The 15,958-nt window shown below is 72.2% G+C and carries 15 protein-coding genes; 4 read left to right on the forward strand and 11 right to left on the reverse strand.

From position 1 onward, the window contains the following. Window positions 1-7: 7 nt before the first annotated feature. Genes CSIV_RS01785 through CSIV_RS01805 form a run of 5 tightly spaced genes read right to left on the reverse strand, consistent with a single transcriptional unit; the run spans window position 8 to window position 5,379 of the window. Window positions 8-1,243 carry a hypothetical protein gene (locus tag CSIV_RS01785; protein ID WP_139340574.1) on the reverse strand — a complete coding sequence of 412 codons (1,236 nt, stop codon included), beginning with the start codon at window positions 1,241-1,243 and terminating at the stop codon, window positions 8-10. Continuing rightward, a complete protein-coding gene (locus CSIV_RS01790) occupies window positions 1,240-2,376 on the reverse strand; it encodes a hypothetical protein (protein ID WP_077049711.1) in 1,137 nt (378 codons plus the stop codon). Before CSIV_RS01790 ends, CSIV_RS01785 begins: the two co-directional genes overlap by 4 nt. Next, window positions 2,373-3,176: a heme ABC transporter ATP-binding protein gene (locus tag CSIV_RS01795; RefSeq protein WP_139340575.1), complete on the reverse strand. Its 804-nt coding sequence runs from the start codon at window positions 3,174-3,176 to the stop codon at window positions 2,373-2,375. Before CSIV_RS01795 ends, CSIV_RS01790 begins: the two co-directional genes overlap by 4 nt. After that, window positions 3,173-4,288, reverse strand: coding sequence for a FecCD family ABC transporter permease (locus tag CSIV_RS01800; RefSeq protein ID WP_083734938.1), 1,116 nt, complete (start codon window positions 4,286-4,288; stop codon window positions 3,173-3,175). The genes CSIV_RS01795 and CSIV_RS01800 overlap by 4 nt, the downstream gene beginning before the upstream one ends. Beyond that, entirely contained in the window at window positions 4,285-5,379 is a 1,095-nt protein-coding gene (locus tag CSIV_RS01805; RefSeq protein ID WP_077049713.1) for a heme/hemin ABC transporter substrate-binding protein, read from the reverse strand. The genes CSIV_RS01800 and CSIV_RS01805 overlap by 4 nt, the downstream gene beginning before the upstream one ends. Window positions 5,380-5,531: 152 nt before the next feature. Here CSIV_RS01805 and CSIV_RS01810 point away from each other — a divergent pair, with 152 nt between their 5' ends. Both CSIV_RS01810 and CSIV_RS01815 read left to right on the forward strand, forming a co-directional pair. Continuing rightward, on the forward strand, window positions 5,532-7,349 hold the full coding sequence (locus CSIV_RS01810; RefSeq protein WP_077049714.1) for a hypothetical protein: 1,818 nt from the start codon (window positions 5,532-5,534) through the stop codon (window positions 7,347-7,349). 65 nt (window positions 7,350-7,414) lie between these two features. Beyond that, window positions 7,415-8,419: a hypothetical protein gene (locus tag CSIV_RS01815; RefSeq protein WP_083734939.1), complete on the forward strand. Its 1,005-nt coding sequence runs from the start codon at window positions 7,415-7,417 to the stop codon at window positions 8,417-8,419. On the opposite strand, the gene CSIV_RS01820 is transcribed toward CSIV_RS01815, so the two are convergent. From CSIV_RS01820 to CSIV_RS01840, 5 genes are all read right to left on the reverse strand, one after another. After that, window positions 8,407-9,060 carry a biliverdin-producing heme oxygenase gene (locus CSIV_RS01820; RefSeq protein ID WP_077049715.1) on the reverse strand — a complete coding sequence of 218 codons (654 nt, stop codon included), beginning with the start codon at window positions 9,058-9,060 and terminating at the stop codon, window positions 8,407-8,409. The two genes, CSIV_RS01815 and CSIV_RS01820, sit on opposite strands and share 13 nt — an antisense overlap. Window positions 9,061-9,109: 49 nt before the next feature. Then, the gene (locus tag CSIV_RS01825; protein WP_077049716.1) at window positions 9,110-9,409 is read right to left on the reverse strand and encodes a DUF2470 domain-containing protein; all 300 of its coding nucleotides are present in this window, start codon (window positions 9,407-9,409) and stop codon (window positions 9,110-9,112) included. A gap of 56 nt (window positions 9,410-9,465) precedes the next feature. Further along, window positions 9,466-10,425 carry a DNA-methyltransferase gene (locus tag CSIV_RS01830; RefSeq protein WP_139340576.1) on the reverse strand — a complete coding sequence of 320 codons (960 nt, stop codon included), beginning with the start codon at window positions 10,423-10,425 and terminating at the stop codon, window positions 9,466-9,468. Then, a complete protein-coding gene (locus CSIV_RS01835; protein WP_077049717.1) occupies window positions 10,422-11,471 on the reverse strand; it encodes a lipoate--protein ligase family protein in 1,050 nt (349 codons plus the stop codon). The genes CSIV_RS01830 and CSIV_RS01835 overlap by 4 nt, the downstream gene beginning before the upstream one ends. A 170-nt stretch (window positions 11,472-11,641) precedes the next feature. Next, on the reverse strand, window positions 11,642-12,490 hold the full coding sequence (locus CSIV_RS01840; protein ID WP_077049718.1) for an alpha/beta fold hydrolase: 849 nt from the start codon (window positions 12,488-12,490) through the stop codon (window positions 11,642-11,644). A gap of 88 nt (window positions 12,491-12,578) precedes the next feature. Between CSIV_RS01840 and CSIV_RS01845 the strand changes: the two genes are divergently transcribed. Next, window positions 12,579-13,040, forward strand: a complete 462-nt coding sequence (locus CSIV_RS01845) for a MarR family transcriptional regulator (RefSeq protein ID WP_083734940.1) — start codon at window positions 12,579-12,581, stop codon at window positions 13,038-13,040. Next, window positions 13,037-14,449 carry an MFS transporter gene (locus CSIV_RS01850; RefSeq protein WP_077049719.1) on the forward strand — a complete coding sequence of 471 codons (1,413 nt, stop codon included), beginning with the start codon at window positions 13,037-13,039 and terminating at the stop codon, window positions 14,447-14,449. The genes CSIV_RS01845 and CSIV_RS01850 overlap by 4 nt, the downstream gene beginning before the upstream one ends. 14 nt (window positions 14,450-14,463) lie before the next feature. Here the strand turns inward: CSIV_RS01850 and CSIV_RS01855 are convergent, their stop codons facing one another. Further along, a complete protein-coding gene (locus CSIV_RS01855; RefSeq protein ID WP_077049720.1) occupies window positions 14,464-15,897 on the reverse strand; it encodes a helix-turn-helix transcriptional regulator in 1,434 nt (477 codons plus the stop codon). Between the last annotated feature and the right edge of the window lie 61 nt (window positions 15,898-15,958).

Consider the following 15,958-nt stretch of genomic DNA (forward strand, 5'->3'; position numbering starts at 1 on the left):
CTTCACCTTAGGCCCGAGCGACCCGCGACGGGCCGGTCGAGGGCGAGCTGCTCTGCCAGGGCAGGGCCTGCATCATGCTCAGGACGGCGACGATCGCGATGCCGAGCGCCGCGGCGGAGCCGAGCAGGGGCAGCACCACCGGCGAGAGCGCGCGGCTCACCTCGGGGACCAGACCCGCGGCCTGCGGCTGGGTCGTGATCGGGGCGTTCGCGGCGAAGAACGCGCGCGCCGACTCCGCCGGGTCGATCTCGGCAGGCGCTCGGCGCAGCGCATTCACCGGCGCGGCGGCGGCGGCTGAACCGCCCCCGGTGGCGACCGGCACCGTGACCGGCGCTGCGGCCGAGTAGCTCACCGTGAGCGGCGACGCCGGCTTGGCGGCATCCCGGACTCCGCCGGTCGTGAGCCAGTACCCCTGCTGCCCCGTCTGACGGTGGAAGTCGACGAAGGACTGCGGGAACGACCCCCAGAACGCCTGGGTGGTGGCGGTGCGGGCCGCCTGGCCCCCGCCCGTGGTCGTCACGCCGAGATACCGCGGCGTGACCATGAAGCCACCGACGCCGGCGACGTCCGCGCCGTCGATGTCGGCCAGCACGACGGTCTGCGGCGCGATCGGGTTCCACGTCGTCGTATCGTCCATCGAGGTGCCGTATCCGCTCGCGGTGCCCACGAGCCGCCCGTCACCGGAGGCGTCGAGGGTCAGTCGCGGGTCGGACACGCTCCAGTACGTCATCCCGCCGTAGAAGACGACCGTGAACGATCCCGACCACGAGATCTCGACGACCCCGTCGCGGCGGGTGCCCGTCCCTCCGTCGATCACGACCTGGTTGCCCGAGGCGCTCGCGGTCGACGACACCGACACCGGGGCACCCGTCGGGTCCTGGCACTTCGTCGCCCAGGATGCCGTGGTCCAGCCGCCGTCCGCGGTCGGCTTCTCGATCCGCACGTTCGCGTCCTGCGCGCGGTACAGCCCGTCGCCCTCCGTCCACACCCGGGAGCCCCCGGCATCGCCGGCGGCGCCGGCGCTGAGGAAGTTGCATCCCCCGGCGAACGCTCCCCCGCCCGCCTCTGCGTTGAGTCCCCACCGCAGCTGAGCGTCAGTGATCTCGCCGTCGAATCCGGCGTCGCCTGCGCCCGGGACGGTCACCACGATGTCGTCCGGACCGGCGGCCGCCGCGGGTGCGGCGGCGAGTCCGAGCACGACGGCCAGCGCGAGACCCGCCCGCAGCAGCACCCCGGGCCTCACGAGGACACCCCCGCCGTCGCCCGCTCGACCACGGGAGTCGCGGATCGCTCGGGCACAGGAGTCACGGCCGCAGCGGTCTCCGCCTTCCGCGCCTGTCGGCGCGACCGGGCGCGCACGACCGCGGTAACGAGGCTCGTCACCACCAGCGCGGCCGCCAGCGCGACGCAGACCAGCAGCAGCACGAGCACCCAGGTGGGCGCGCTCGACCCATCGGAGACGGATGCCGCGACGCTGCCGCCGCTCACCGTGACCTCGGCCTCGGCCACCGCCCCGGAACCCGCGCCGCGCAACGTGAGCAGGTGCGTGCCGTCGCGGATCTCGCGCGGGACGGGCAGCGCCGCCGCCACCTCGCCCTGCGCGCCCGCGGTGAGCGGGCCGACGGCCGTCAGGCCGTCGTCGAGCGAGGCCACGACCTGCTCGCCGGGGGTGAACCCCTGCCCGGTGAAGACGATCGAGGTGCCGGCGGCGACCGATGCCGACTCGACTCCCACCCGGACGGCCCCGGCGGATCCTTCGGTCGAAGCAGAGGCCGGCGTCGATGCGGCCGGCGCGGCGGCCCCCGCGAACGACACGGGGGTGAACGTCTCGTTGTTCGCGTTCTTCACGCCGTGCGCCCCGATGGTGATGATCCCGCAGGTCACCGTGCGGCAGTCGACCTCCGAGACCCGTCCGTCGCGGTCGTGGCTCTCGAACACGGCTCCCGGGATCACCATGCTCACCGACCACGACCCGTCCGCGCCGAGGACGCCGTTCGCGGCGCTCTCGGTCTGACCGCCCGGGAACGCCAAAAAGCGCTGATACCCGTTGTTCTCGGCCGACTCCGCGTCGGGCACGTACCGGTAGTCCTCGCCGACGACGCCCCCGGCGCTCGGTCGCCACGAGCCGCCCTCGGGGTCGTCGACCCAGCCGAAGAGCACGTAGACGCCGCCGAAGCCGTTCGGGATCGCCTGGAAGCCCGACCCCGACACGGTCACGTCGGTGGCGTACTCGGCATCCGCGGATGCCGTGCCCTGGGGACCGGTGACCGTCACGGTTCCGGCGGCCCACGCCGGGGCCGCGGCGACCACCGCACCGGCGGCGGTCAGGGCGAGGACGACCGCGGCGGCGGACAGGCGGAGGGACAGACGTTTCATGCGAGGGCTCCGGGGGTGGGGGATGTCGACGGGGCGGGGTCGGCGACGACGAGCAGCGTTCCGCGGGGTCCGTCGACGACGGCGATCGGATGCCGATAGACCCGCGTGAGCACCTCGGGGTTGAGGACGCGGCGCGGAGGACCGACGGCCACCAGACGGCCGCCCTCGAGGAGGGCGATGCGGTCCGCGTACGCGGCGGCGAGCCCGAGGTCGTGCAGGACCACGACGGCGGCTCCCCCGGCATCCACCCGCTCTCGTGTCCTGGCGAGCACACGGTGCTGATGTCGGATGTCGAGGCTCGCGGTGGGTTCGTCGAGCAGTGCGATCGCGCACTCCTGCGCGTACGCGCGCGCGAACGCGGTACGGGCCCGTTCGCCGCCCGACAACCCCGTGACCGGGCGATCGGCGAACGCGTGCACCTCGCCGGCCGCGAGCGCCTCGGCCACCGCGACGTCATCGCGGGACGCCTCCGGATGCCGCCGCCACGGCGCGCGGCCCATCCGCACGACATCGCGGACGACGAAGGGGAACGACACCTCGTTGCTCTGCGTGAGAACCGACCGACGTCGGGCGCGCTCGGCGACGGGTCGGGAATCCAGGACCGCGCCGTCGAGCTCGACGACGCCGGCCGCGGGAACACGGTCGCCCGCGAGCACCGACAGCAGCGTCGACTTGCCCGCCCCGTTGGGTCCGACGAGCACGACCAGCTCGCCCGCGGCGAGATCGAGGTCGACCGCGTCGAGCACGCGCCGACCCGCGACGTCGACGGAGATCCCGCGGGCGCGGAGCACCACCGTCATCCCCATCCTCCCGACCGACGACGCGTGCGGCGCAGGAGCCAGAAGAAGAACGGTCCGCCGATGAGGGCGGTGAGCATGCCGATCGGCAGTTCCGAGCCCGACACCGCGGTGCGCGCGGCCAGGTCGGCGGCGAGCAGCAGCACCGCACCCCCGAGCGCACTGGCGGGGAGCAGCAGCCGGTGTCCCGGCCCGAGCACCATGCGCATGAGGTGGGGCACGACGAGTCCGACGAAACCGATGATCCCACAGAAGGCCACGGCCGCGCACGTGAGCAGGGCGATCACGACGATCGCGACGACGCGGAGCCGCTCCACCCGCACTCCCAGGTGCTCCGCCTGCCGCTCCCCGAGCGCGAGGAGGTCGAGGCTGCCGGCGAAGAAGAGGCACACGGCGATGCCGACGACGGCCAACGGCGCCACGACGGCGAGGTCGTCCCAGCGCGTGCCGTTGAGCGACCCGAGCTGCCAGAAGACGATCTGCTCCCGCTGCTGCGTCGACCCGAGGTACGTGAACAGCGCGATCGCCGCCCCGCCGACCGCGTTGACCGCGATGCCCGTGAGCACGAGGGTCACGACCTCTGTGCGTCCGTCCGACCGCGCGGAGACGTAGACGATCACGGTGGCGGCGAGCCCGCCCGCGAAGGCGAGCGCGGGGAGGGTGAGGGGCCCGAGGAAGCCGAGCCCGAAGACGATGGATGCCGATGCCCCCACCGCCGCACCCGAGGAGACGCCGATGACACCCGGCTCGGCGAGCGGATTGCGGAACACCCCCTGCATGACGACCCCGGCCGTGGCGAGCGTCGCCCCGACGAGGACCGCCATCAGGATCCGGGGCAGACGGATGAGCCATAGCGTCGCCTCGCCGTTGACGTGCTCCATGGCAGCGCCCGGCGCGACGGACAGGAAGCCCACGCCCAGGGCGCGCACCGCGTCGTTCCACGCCCGCGCGAACGCCCCCAGCACCTGATCGGGCGGGATCGACAGCTGCCCACTGCCGGCCGACACGACCGCGAGCACCACGAGCGCGACGGCGAGCGACGAGAACACGGCCGGGACGCGGATCGAGACCCGGGACCGCGGCGCCGCGACCGGCGCGGCCGCGACGGCCGTCATCCGGCGGCCTCGGGCCCGTACACGGCGACGGCGAGCGCGTCGAGCACGTCGGCCGCGGCAGGGCCGAAGCTCAGCACCGTGGTGTCGGACATGTCGACGATGCGGCGGTGGCGTCCGGCATCCGTCTGGGCGACCGCGGGGAGGTGCTCGACGAGCCCGTCCACCCCGCCGACGGACTCGAGGCCCTTCGTCATCATGATGAGCAGGTCGGGGTTCGCGTCGACGAGGGCCTCGTCGGTGATCGGCCGCATTCCCGTCCAGCCGATCTCTCCGGCCACGTCGACGCCCCCGAGCGCCTCGATCAGGCTGTCGGCGCCGGACTCCTCGCCGAACAGGTAGTACACCCCCGACTGGCCGCGGACGTAGAGGAACATCATGCGCACCTTGCGCGCGGGGTCGGTCGGTGCGACGTCGGCGATCTGCGCGATCTTGGCGTCCACCGCCGCGGTGGTGCGCGCGGCGAGCGCGGCGGCGCGCGAGGGGACACCGAGGGCCGCGCCGACCTGTTCGATGAGCGACCCGATGTTCTCGAGCGAGCGGTGCGAATCGACGACCACGACGGGGATGCCGGCATCCCGCATCTGCAGGATGGTGTCCCACGGTCCGAGGCTCGTGTCGGTCAGGATCACCGTGGGGGCGGCGTCGAGGATCGCCTCGGCGTTGAGGTCGTGGCCGTTCTCGGTGACCACGGGCAGGTGGGCGGCCTCGGGGAAATCGGTGGAGACGTCGCGCGCCACGACCTGGTCGCCCAGGCCGAGCTCGAAGACGATGCGCGAGAGCGATCCGTAGATGTCGAGCGTGAGGATGCGCGTGGTGTCGGTGATCGTCACGGCGGTGCCCTGCGAGTCGGTGAGCGTCACGGGCAGCGTCTGGGCCCCGTCGGTGACGGGCGTCACGGGCGCCGCGGCCGCGATCGCCGTCGACGGACCCTCCCACGCCAACGGGTCGGCGAGGGGTGTCACCTCGGCCAACGGCGGCGTGGCCGCGGCGGTCTCCCCGTGTCCGGGGGCGGCGGTGCAGGCGCTCAGGCCGAGCGCCACGGTCAGCGCGAGCGCGAGCGCGGCGGGGCCGCGCGTCGTTCGACGGATCATGAAACGAACCTCCAAGTAAGGTAAGCCTACCCTTAACATTGCCTGAGATCCGACTTCATGGTTAGGTAACCCTAACCTGCCTTCCAGCACCTCACCGGGGTGCGCCGCGGCCTGCCCGCGGGACTCGTCGGAGGGCGGAGAAGGGAACGAACGTGGACTCCTCCACGCACAGATACCGGTTCGCCCGCGTCACCGCCGCCAGCCTCGCGGCGGCGGCGCTGGCCCTCGGCGGCGCGCTCGTCGCCGCCCCCGCGCACGCCGTCGGGACGACCATCGACGACGCCGTCTTCCGCTGGGGACTGAACGCCGAGGCGAACGCGGCCGCGTTCGCCCCCGGGACGGTCAACCTGCTGTCGGCCGGAATCGTCACCGCCGACTCGTCGGCCGACCGCGTCACGGCGACGAACTGGAAGCAGAGCGACGGCAACACGCGGATCCTGAAGCTGCAGGCCGACGGCAGCTACGCCGCCGCCACCTTCGCGGGCCTGCGCACCGACGCGAACGGCACCACCCTCACCACCGGCAACGGCCTGAACTCGGGGCACATCGCCGAGATCACCGGCGGCACCGGGACGGTCGACGTGGATGCCCGCACCGCCGAGATCCAGTGGACCGGGTCGTTCACCTCGGCGTTCTACTCGGGCATGACCCGTTCGTGGATCACCGACCCGAAGCTGACCGTCGCGAGCGACGGCACCGGCACCGTCACCGCCACGCTCGGCGGCTACGGCACCTCGATGGACGACCCCGACAAGTTCGAGGCGCTGACCCCGGTGGCGAACGTGGTCATCGCGACCCTCACGGGCGTGGATGTCACACCGACCGGCTTCACCGTGACCCCCGACTACCTCGGTCGCACCGTCACCCTGCCGGCCGGATCGGTCGCGCAGGTGACCACGGGCACCACCGCCGGCGCGTTCCCGCAGTCGTTCGTCGACTTCCAGATCGCGACCGGCCAGGGCTCGTACTGGTACTCCTCGGGCGGGTCCGCCGACTCGCGCAAGCCCGCGAGCGCGCTCTCGGTCGCCTATGCGGCAGCGCCCGCGGCATCCACGCCCACCGTCACCGTGTCGAAGACCACAGGAATCGCTCAGGGCGAGACCGTCACCGTCACGGGAAGCGGGTTCCTCCCGTCGGGCACCGCCACTAACGGGGTGCGCCCGCCCCTGGCCGGACAGTTCAGCGGCACGTACGTCGTGTTCGGCAAGTTCGCCGACACGCGGCAGCCCTCGGCCGGGGCCGCGTCGTCGGCGCGTTCCGTGATCGCGCAGAAGTGGGCGGTCCCCGCCGCGAGCATGGCCACGATCGGCGGCGCCGGCAGCGGAGCGATCGAGCTGACGGCCGACGGCACGTTCTCGGTCGACCTCGCCCTCACCACCACCGAGGCGCAGAACCTCGCCGCGGGACGCTTCGGCATCTACACGTATGCCGGCAGCGGCACCGTGTACGCCCCGTTCGAGACGTTCACGCCGATCTCGTTCGCGTCCTCCTCCGACGTGATCGTCGAGGTGCCGGCGTGGGTCGACGCCCCGACCGGCTCGTTCGGCTGGGCGTTCGACGGCTCCTCCCCGGCCAGCCTCGGCACGGCGGTGCAGGACGGCGAGAACTTCACGGCATCCGGGACGCTGACGAACATCGTCGTGACCGACACGCGCGCCGGAGGCACCGCCCCGTACTCGTGGAGCATCTCGGGGCAGGTCGGCGACTTCGCCTCCCCCGCGGGCGACTCGTTCGCCGGTGACCTGCTCGGGTGGAAGCCCAAGGTCGTGACGGCCGGACAGAGCGTCGCCGCCGGCGCAGAGATCGCGTCGACCCGCCTCGGCGGCACGGGCCTCGGAGCGTCGCGCGTGCTCGCGTCGTCGACCGCGGCAGCCAGCGCCACCATCGGAGCCGACCTGACGCTCGTGATCCCCGGCACGACCCCCGCGGGCGACTACACCGCGAAGCTCACCATCACCGCCCTGCAGTGACCCTCACGACGGGGACTCCGGCACGCGCCGGCGTCCCCGTCGTCCGTTCCCGAGAAAGCCCGCCCGTGCTCCGACGCCTCCCCCTTCCCGCCGCCCTCATCGGCACCCTGCTGCTCGGCCTCGCGTTCGCCGGGCCGACGCCCGCGACCGCTGCCGCCGGCGGCGTCGCCTGGACCGTCCAGACCGCCGACAACGACCACGGCACGGGCCGCGCGAACTTCACGTACGACGCCGTCGACCCCGGAACCGTGATCTCCGACGCCATGACCGTGGTCAACACCGGCACCGAGCCCCTCCCCCTCGCCGTGTACGCGGCCGACGCCTTCACGGCATCCACGGGCGAGATCGACGTCCTCGTCGACGGGCAGCCGTCGCGCGACGCGGGGACGTGGGTGTCGGTCGACGCGAGTTCGCTCTCCCTGTCCCCGGGCGAGTCCGCGGTGGTGCCTTTCACCATCGCGGTGCCCGCCGACGCGCGCCCCGGCGATCACGCCGCGGGCATCGTCACCTCGCTCACGAGCACCGACCCCGCGTCGACCCTGTCCGTCGACCGGCGTCTCGGGACCCGCATCAACCTCCGCGTCACCGGTGAGCTGGCCCCCGCGGCGGTGGTGTCAGCGGCGTCCGCGCGGTACAAGGCCTCCTGGAACCCGTTCGAATCGGGCCGCCTCGTGGTCGAGTACACCCTCGAGAACACCGGCAACACGCGGCTGACGGGCTCGGAGACGATCGCGACGGCGGGCCTGTTCGGGGCCCGCAGCGCTCCGGCCCAGCTGACCGAAGTGCTCCCCGGATCGACCGTGGAGATCGCCCGCGAGATCCCGGTGTTCTCCCTCGGGTGGGTCGGCGGCTCGGTCGAGCTGACGCCCGAGGCGGTCGGCCTCGGCGCCGCTTCGCTCGCTCCGGTGACGGCCGCGTTCTCGGCCGCCGCCCCGCCGTGGAGCCTCTACGCGCTGCTGGCCGCGATCCTCGCCGCCGCGCTCACGACCGTGCTCATCGTGCGGCGACGGCGGAACGCGGCGGGGAGCGCCGCGGTGTCCGTGGGCGACGCGCCGGCTCAGGCCGACTGAGCCGCCTTCGCGCGCGACAGGTCGACGAAGAGCTCGGTGTTGAACCGGTAGGCCACGAGCACTTCGTCGATGACGCGTTCCTTCTCGGCCGCGTCCCAGGGCGCGGCATCCAGCTGCTCGCGGTAGACGTTCTTGAAGGCCTCGGGGTCGGCGATGTCGCCGAACAGGTAGAACCCGACGCCGTTCGTGCCGAAGCCGAAGCGGCGCTGCATGAGCCGGCCGATGAACTGCCCGCCGGAGAGGTCGCCGAGGTACCGCGTGTAGTGGTGCGCCACGAATCCGCCCGGCCACGTGACGGCGACTCGGCGGATCCGCGCGACGTACGCCTGGGTCGTCGGCAGCGGCAAGATGCGCTCGCGCCAGTCGGCGCCGATGAGGAACTCCAGGTCGGCCTCGAGCGCGGGGAGGCGCGTGAGCTTGTCGCTGAGGAACACGGATGCCACCGGGTCGACACGCATGCGCTCGGTGGCCGCTTCGAGCGCCTCGTAGATGAACCAGTGCTGGGCGACGAGGGCGACGTAGTCCTCTCGCGTGCCCGAGCCGTTCATGAGGTCCGTCATGAAATCCGCACCCTCGCTCGAGGAGTGCGCGGTGCGCGAGCGCTCGCGCAGGGCGGTGGAGAAGGAGAGGACGTCGCTCATGCGGCCATCATACGCAAAAGGTTAGGTAAGCTCACCTTTATTCGAGCGGTCAGTGCGGTCGCGGGACGACACCGAGGCGCCGACATGCCTCGTCGTACAGGGCCACGATCTCCCGGCGCACCTCCGCACGTTCGGTGATCGTCCCGCCGAGCCACCCGACCCGCAGCGCCACCGCGTCGGCACCCACGGTCCACTCCCCGCCGTCGCCGTCGAAGCCGGTCATGACGGCCATGTCCACCGCCGGATCGGGGCCGAACGCCCGGGCGATGAGGACGTTGTCGTCGCGGTGGTCGTCGTTCATGTGCGCGAGGACCGCACGGCGGACCTCCGGGGCGAATCCGTGGCTCATTAGGCAACCCTAACTTCACTGGCCCCTCCGCGCGGTCGGCGCCGAGCCCGCCTCGCTCAGCCCCGGAACGCGGCCAGCCGCTGGTGCATCACCGCGACGGCGTCGGCGTTGTCGTCGATGAGCACGCTGTGTCGTCCCAGCGGAGCGGCGACGGCACCCAACGTGCCGCTGCCGGCGAACATGTCCAGCACCCGGTCACCCGGACGACTGGATGCCTGGACCATCCGCCGCAGCACACCCTCCGGCTTCTGCGTCGGGTAGCCCGTCTTCTCGCGGCCCGTGGTCGGCACGATCGTGTGCCACCAGACATCGGTCGGGAGCTTGCCGCGCGCCGCCTTCTCGGGGGTCACGAGGCCGGGCGCCATGTACGGCTCGCGGTCCACGGCATCCGAGTCGAAGAAATAGGCGGCCGGGTTCTTCACGTAGACGAGGATCGTCTCGTGCTTCGTCGGCCAGCGGCGCCGGGTCTTCGCGCCGTAGTCGTACGCCCAGATGAGCTCGTTGAGGAACCGATCGCGGCCGAACAGCGCGTCGCACATGACCTTGGCGTAGTGCACCTCGCGGTAGTCCAGGTGCAGGTACAGGGTGCCGTCCTCGGCGAGCAGCCGCCACGCCTCCTCGAGACGCGGCTCCAGGAACGCCCAGTAGTCGTCGAAGCGGTCGTCGTACGTGCGCAGGTCGCCGCGCAGCCGCGCGTACTCGCGACCGTGGAACCCGCGGTGGACCACCGGCACCGGCGCCGGCTCCTCGCCGGGGAAGACGAGCATCGCCGGATCGTGGGGCGGCTCGGATGCCAGGACCAGGGGTTCCTCGGCATCCGGGGTCCCGTCCGCCGCGGGAGCCCGGAGCGCCGACTCGACCGCCTTGGAACGCGTACGCCCGGTGTTGAACGGCGGGTCGAGGTACACGAGGGTGAAGGAGCCGTCCGCCAGGGCCGGGGTCACCGCGAGATTGTCGGCGTGGTGGATGTCGACGGTGCCGTGATCGAGCACGCCGTCCAGGGTCGTTTCGCTCACGGAACGCGCTGCAGCCACGCGTCGGTGTCGAACTTCGACGCCACGAGAGCTTCGGCCTCGGCGTACTCCTCGTCGGTGACATGCCCGGTGGTCGCCCCGTACAGAGTGGTGAAGGTGTCGATGAACCGCTGGATCACGGCATCCCGGGCCAGGCCCGTCTGACTGCGGAGCGGGTCGACGCGCTTCGCCGCCGAGACGGTGCCCTTGTCGCTGAGCTTCTCGCGGCCGATGCGCAGCACCTCGGTCAGCACCTGGCCGTCCATGTCGTAGCTGAGGGTCGCGTGGTGGAGGACGCCACCGTTGGCCAGGCGCTTCTGCGCGGCGCCGCCGATCTTGCCGTGGGGACCGGCGATGTCGTTGAGCGGCTGGTAGACCGCGTCGATGCCGAGCGAGCGCAGCGCCTGCAGCACCCAGTCGTCGAGGAACGCGTAGGAGTCGGCGAAGGTCATCCCCGCCACCAGCGACGCGGGGACGTACAACGAGTACGTCACGATCGAGTTGGCCGCCATGAGCATCGCTCCGCCGCCGGAGATCCGGCGCACGACGTCGAAGCCGTGCTTCGCGGCGCCCTCGGGGTCGACCTCGTTGCGCAGCGACTGGAACGAGCCGATGACGACGGCGTTCTCGTTCCACTCCCACAGGCGCAGCGTGGGCTTGCGCAGGCCCGCGCCCACGCGGGCGGTGAGCACCTCGTCGAGCGCCAGGTTCATGCGCGGCGACACGGGCGCGTCGTGCACGACCTCCCACTCGAAGTCGCCCCAGCCGGGCGCGGTGACGAGCGCGCGGCGGATCGCCGTGGCCACCGACTCGGGCGTGAAGCCGAGGAGCTGGGCGCCCTCCGGGAGCGCGGCCCGGATCGCCGCGGCGATCGTGGGGACGTCCGACTCGACGGGCAGGCCGTTGACGGCCGCGTCGATGTCATCCAGTGCGTCGTCGGGCTCGAGGAAGAAGTCGCCTGCGAGGTGGAAGCCGGCGATGCGACCGTCGCGCTCCTCGAGGTCGACCACGACCAGCTTTCCCCCGGGGACCTTGTACTCGCCGTGCATGCCTCCAGCCTACGGCGGGCCCGCACCGTCCGCGGCGGCGCGGGAACAGGGCCTGCGCCGGCAACAGGCGGATCCGGCGCGAATCGGCCTGTTCCCGCGGCATCCCCTGTTCTCGGAACATGGATGCCGCGCGCTCATCGCGGCACCGGGACCACCGATGCACGCCCGGTTCAGTCGCGCGACGGGAACCGCGCGTCGAGCCACGCGGCCAGGTCCGCGCGCACCTCGGCCTGCTGGGCTTCGGCGAAGATCTCGTGCCGCGCGCCGGGGTAGACGAGGGTCGTGACGTCGGTGAAGCCCGACCGGTTCCGGTACGCGTCGGCCAGGAGGTGCACGCTGCGGGGGCCGCCGACGGTGTCGTCGCGTCCGACCAGCAGAAGGGTCGGGATGTCTCGCCCGAGGTCGCGCCGGGGCTTTCCGATCAGCTTCGCGGTCTCGATCGGGCCGAACAGGCGCAACAGCGGCGTCGAGGTCGTCAGGGGGTCGGCGAGGAAGTCCCGGCCCACCTGCTCGACGCTGGACAGCCATTCCATCCCCGTGCCCTTCAGGTGCTTCCACGGGGCGTTCAGGTCGCCGGAGTTCAGGGCACCGGGCCAGCGGAGCGCGGATCCGCTCAGGACGAGGGCGTCATAGGCATCCGGATGCCGGTCCACGAGCATCTGCGCGAGGAACGAACCCCACGAGTGCCCGAGGAGGATCAGCGGCAGATCGGGGTGGGTCTCGCGGATGATCTGGGTGAGGGTCCACACCGCGTCGCGGGCGGCGCCGAGCCCGCCGGGTCCGAGGCGGCCGAGCTTGCCGTGGTCGCCGTTCCACTGCCGGAGGCCGGTGCGACCGTGACCGCGGTGGTCGTCGGCGTAGACGGTGTAGCCGTCGGCGACGAGGGCGTCGATCAGCGCGCCGTAGCGCCCGGCGTGTTCACCCACCCCGTGCAGCAGCTGGACGACGGCCCGCGGGGACTCCGCCTCGTGGACGTCGTACACGATGGGGATGCCGTAGGCGTCGACGAACTCGGGCATGCGCAGAGTCTAGGGGCGCGATCCCGGCCGGAAAACGATCGAACGAACCGTTAGCAAGACTAATGAGCTATGCTAACTATCGAGCATCATGAACGAACGCGTCGACGAATCCCCCCGATCCGGCCCGCGTGACGAGCTCCACAGCCCGACCTCCGAGCTGCGGATGGCCACGTTCCGCCTCGCCCGCCGTCTGCGCGCCCAGCGCGCGGTCGACACCATGAGCGACGGGCAGTTCGCGGTGCTCGCGGCGCTCTCCATCCACGGCGAGCACACGCTCGGCCAGCTCGCGGATCGTGAGCGCGTGACCGCTCCCTCGATGAACCGCACGGTGTCGCTCCTCGAGGAGGCGGGCTACCTCACCCGCACCCCCGACGACGACGACCGCCGCAAGGTGACGATCGCACTGACGGATGCCGGTCGCCTCGTCGTCGCCGAGACCGTGCGGCGCCGCGACGCCTGGCTCGAGGAGGCCCTCGCCGCCCTCGACGAGGACGAACGGCGGACACTGGCGGCCGCGGCCGAGATCATGCGAAAGGTGGCAGACACATGAGTGCGATGTTCCGCTCGTTCTCGGTCTACAACTACCGCGTCTGGTTCATCGGCGCCCTCGTGTCGAACATCGGCGCGTGGATGCAGTCCACCGCCCAGAACTGGGTCGTCCTCACCGAGCTCACCCCGGGCGACGCGGCCGCGATGGGCGTGACCATGGCGCTGCAGTTCGCGCCGCCCCTGCTGCTCGTCGGCGTCACCGGATGGGTCGCCGACCGCTTCGACCGCCGCAAGCTCATCATGTGCACGCAGAGCGCCATGCTGCTCCTGGCCATCGCGCTCGGCACCCTCCTGCTCACTGGCGTCATGACGCTGCCGCTGATGTTCGGGTTCGCCCTGGCACTCGGCCTCATCACCGCCTTCGACAACCCCGCGCGGCAGGCCTTCGTCTCCGACCTGGTCGCCCGGGAGAACGCCTCCAACGCCGTGGCCCTCAACGCCGCGTCGTTCAACACCGCACGGTTGATCGGCCCCGCCGTCGCGGGTCTCATGATCGTCGCGGTCGGAACGGGCTGGGTCTTCCTCGCCAACGCCGTGACCTTCCTCGGGATGATCACCGCTCTGCTCCTCATGCGCCCGCACGAGCTGGTCACCCACCACCGCGGCGGGGGCCCCGCGCGACTCGCGGATGGATTCCGCTACGTCGCGAAGCGGCCCGACCTCGTGGTCACGTTCGCGATGGTGTTCCTCCTCGGCGCCTTCGGCATGAACTTCCCGATCTTCGCCTCCACCATGGCCCTCGAGTTCGGACGCGGAGCCGACGGCTTCGGCGTCCTCAGTTCGTTCGTCGCGATCGGCTCGCTCGCGGGCGCCCTCCTCGCGGCCCGCCGTGAGCGCGCCCGCTTGCGCGTCGTGATCGTGGGCGCAGGCGGTTTCGCGGTGGCATCCACGCTGTCCGTCCTCGCTCCGAGCTACGAGACGTACGCGGCGACGCTCGTCCTCACCGGGTTCTGCGTCGTGACCATGCTCACCACGGCGAACGGGTACGTGCAGACCACCACCGATCCGGCGCTCCGTGGACGCGTGCTCGCGCTGTACATGGCGATCCTGCTCGGCGGGACGCCCGTGGGCGCACCGATCGTGGGGTGGGTCGCCGAGGCGTTCGGCCCGCGTTACGCGATCGCCCTGGCCGCGATCGTCGCGTTCCTCGCGTGCGGCATCGGCGTCGCGTGGACGCTCGCGTCGGGCCGTGTGCACAAGCACGAGACGAAGCGGTTCCGGTTGACGCTCGACGAGACGCGCCCGATCACGACCGTCGCGCCCGAACCGGAGGACTTCAGCGACGAGATCGCCGGCACGACGCCGATCCCGCTGCCGGCAGAGCGCTCACCGCGCTCCTCCGCTCCGGGACGACCGGCGGGTCCGGGACGCCCGGTGGGGGCGGCACCGCACGCCCGCCCCTCGGCCTGAGCACCGCGCCGCGCTCAGACGTAGAAGCCGTGCGCCTCGAGAACGGCGACCGCGGCCTCGCGCCCCGAGACCTGCAGCTTCGCGTAGATCGACCGGAGCTGCGACTTCACGGTGTTCAGCGACACCTCGAGCTCCTCGGCGATCTGCGGCAGGCTGCGCGGACCGCGCAGCGCCAGCGCCAGCCGCTCCTCCCGGGGGCTCAGGTTGGGAAGCGGTGGCCGGTGGTCGTGCGTCGGCACGAGGGCGAGCATCCCCGCCACGCGGGCGACCCTGTCCTCGGAGCCCGGGTGCTGCGTCGCCATGCGGTCCAGCAGCACGAGCAGATCCGCCTGGGGAAGAGTGAGGTACGGCGTGAGCGAACCGCCCAACGACTCGGAGAGGTGGAAACCCTCGGAGAATGCGGCGTCGGCCGCGGTGTCGTTGCCCAGGCGCGCGTGCGCCACGGCGCGGCGCAGCAGCAGCGGCGTGAGCGTACGGACGCAGTGCTGCGTGCCCATGCGAATGCACGGATCCGTCGACTCGAGCACCTCCCGCTCACGGCCGAGCGCGATGAGGGCGGCGGCGCGCTGCATGTCGAAGCACAGCGCGTGCCCGGGCGGTGAGATACGCCCCTCCAGAACCGCCAGGGCGCGGCGCGGCTCACCGCGGGCCAGCAGCAGGTCGGCGTACACCCCCTGCGCGAACCCCCGCACCATGCTGTGCCCGGAGTGCGACTCGGTCCCGCCGGCCAGGGCGGCCACCAGCACCATCCCCTCGGCGTATTCGCGTCGGATGAGAGCGCTCATAGCCCGGGCGGTCCGGGCCGAGTACTGCCAGTACGGATCGTGGGGTGCGCCGTCGCGCAGGTCCTCCGCCGTCCGGTCCATGGCCTCGGCATCGAGGGCCGCCGAGGCGACGAGGATGCGCGCGAGCAGCTGATCGTAGTCGGGGTGCACGGTCTCCCACCCGGACCCGGATGCCAGCTCCTCGCACACGCGCAGGCTCTCGCTCGCCAGGATGTACTCGCCGTTGATGGCGGCGGCGAGACTGCGCACCGCGTGGGCACGGAACGTGCTCTCGGCGTCGTCGGAGTAGGCGAGGGCGGAGGCGGCGTACTCCCCGGCCCGGCGCGGCCACCCCGCCGCGGCGTAGACCTCGGCGACGGCCGAGAAGAGGCGCGACCGTGTCGTCGGGTCGACCCGGCCCGGCGCCCGCATCCGACCGTCCGCGAAATGCCGGTCGATGAGGCGGAGGCCGTCGTCGATGCGATCGAGCCGTGCGCGGGCGATCAGCAGCCCCTCGAGCGTTTGCGCGCTGGCATCCACCCAGACGCGGGGGGCGGGGCCGGCCTCGATATCGGCGAGGAAACGCAGGTCGGCGACGTCGGGCGCCGGAGCGGTGGGGAGGACCCCCCGGACCACCCGCTCCGCCACGGCTTTGACGTTCATCAGGGACGACGATGCGATCACGACCTGCTCCCCATTTTCCGATGCTAAATCACGCCGACGGATGGTTCGGCCGGATCGCACC

Source organism: Microbacterium sp. CSI-V (genome assembly GCF_001984105.1).
In the GTDB taxonomy this organism is placed as follows: domain Bacteria; phylum Actinomycetota; class Actinomycetes; order Actinomycetales; family Microbacteriaceae; genus Microbacterium.

Excerpts from the sequence above, each read along its gene's own strand:
- CSIV_RS01825 (WP_077049716.1), bottom strand. The coding sequence starts at position 9,409 with ATGAGCCACGGATTCGCCCCGGAGGTCCGCCGTGCGGTCCTCGCGCAC.
- CSIV_RS01800 (WP_083734938.1), bottom strand. The coding sequence starts at position 4,288 with ATGACGGCCGTCGCGGCCGCGCCGGTCGCGGCGCCGCGGTCCCGGGTC.
- CSIV_RS01845 (WP_083734940.1), top strand. The coding sequence starts at position 12,579 with ATGAACGAACGCGTCGACGAATCCCCCCGATCCGGCCCGCGTGACGAG.
- CSIV_RS01850 (WP_077049719.1), top strand. The coding sequence starts at position 13,037 with ATGAGTGCGATGTTCCGCTCGTTCTCGGTCTACAACTACCGCGTCTGG.
- CSIV_RS01820 (WP_077049715.1), bottom strand. The coding sequence starts at position 9,060 with ATGAGCGACGTCCTCTCCTTCTCCACCGCCCTGCGCGAGCGCTCGCGC.
- CSIV_RS01805 (WP_077049713.1), bottom strand. The coding sequence starts at position 5,379 with ATGATCCGTCGAACGACGCGCGGCCCCGCCGCGCTCGCGCTCGCGCTG.
- CSIV_RS01835 (WP_077049717.1), bottom strand. The coding sequence starts at position 11,471 with ATGCACGGCGAGTACAAGGTCCCCGGGGGAAAGCTGGTCGTGGTCGAC.
- CSIV_RS01840 (WP_077049718.1), bottom strand. The coding sequence starts at position 12,490 with ATGCCCGAGTTCGTCGACGCCTACGGCATCCCCATCGTGTACGACGTC.
- CSIV_RS01795 (WP_139340575.1), bottom strand. The coding sequence starts at position 3,176 with ATGACGGTGGTGCTCCGCGCCCGCGGGATCTCCGTCGACGTCGCGGGT.
- CSIV_RS01790 (WP_077049711.1), bottom strand. The coding sequence starts at position 2,376 with ATGAAACGTCTGTCCCTCCGCCTGTCCGCCGCCGCGGTCGTCCTCGCC.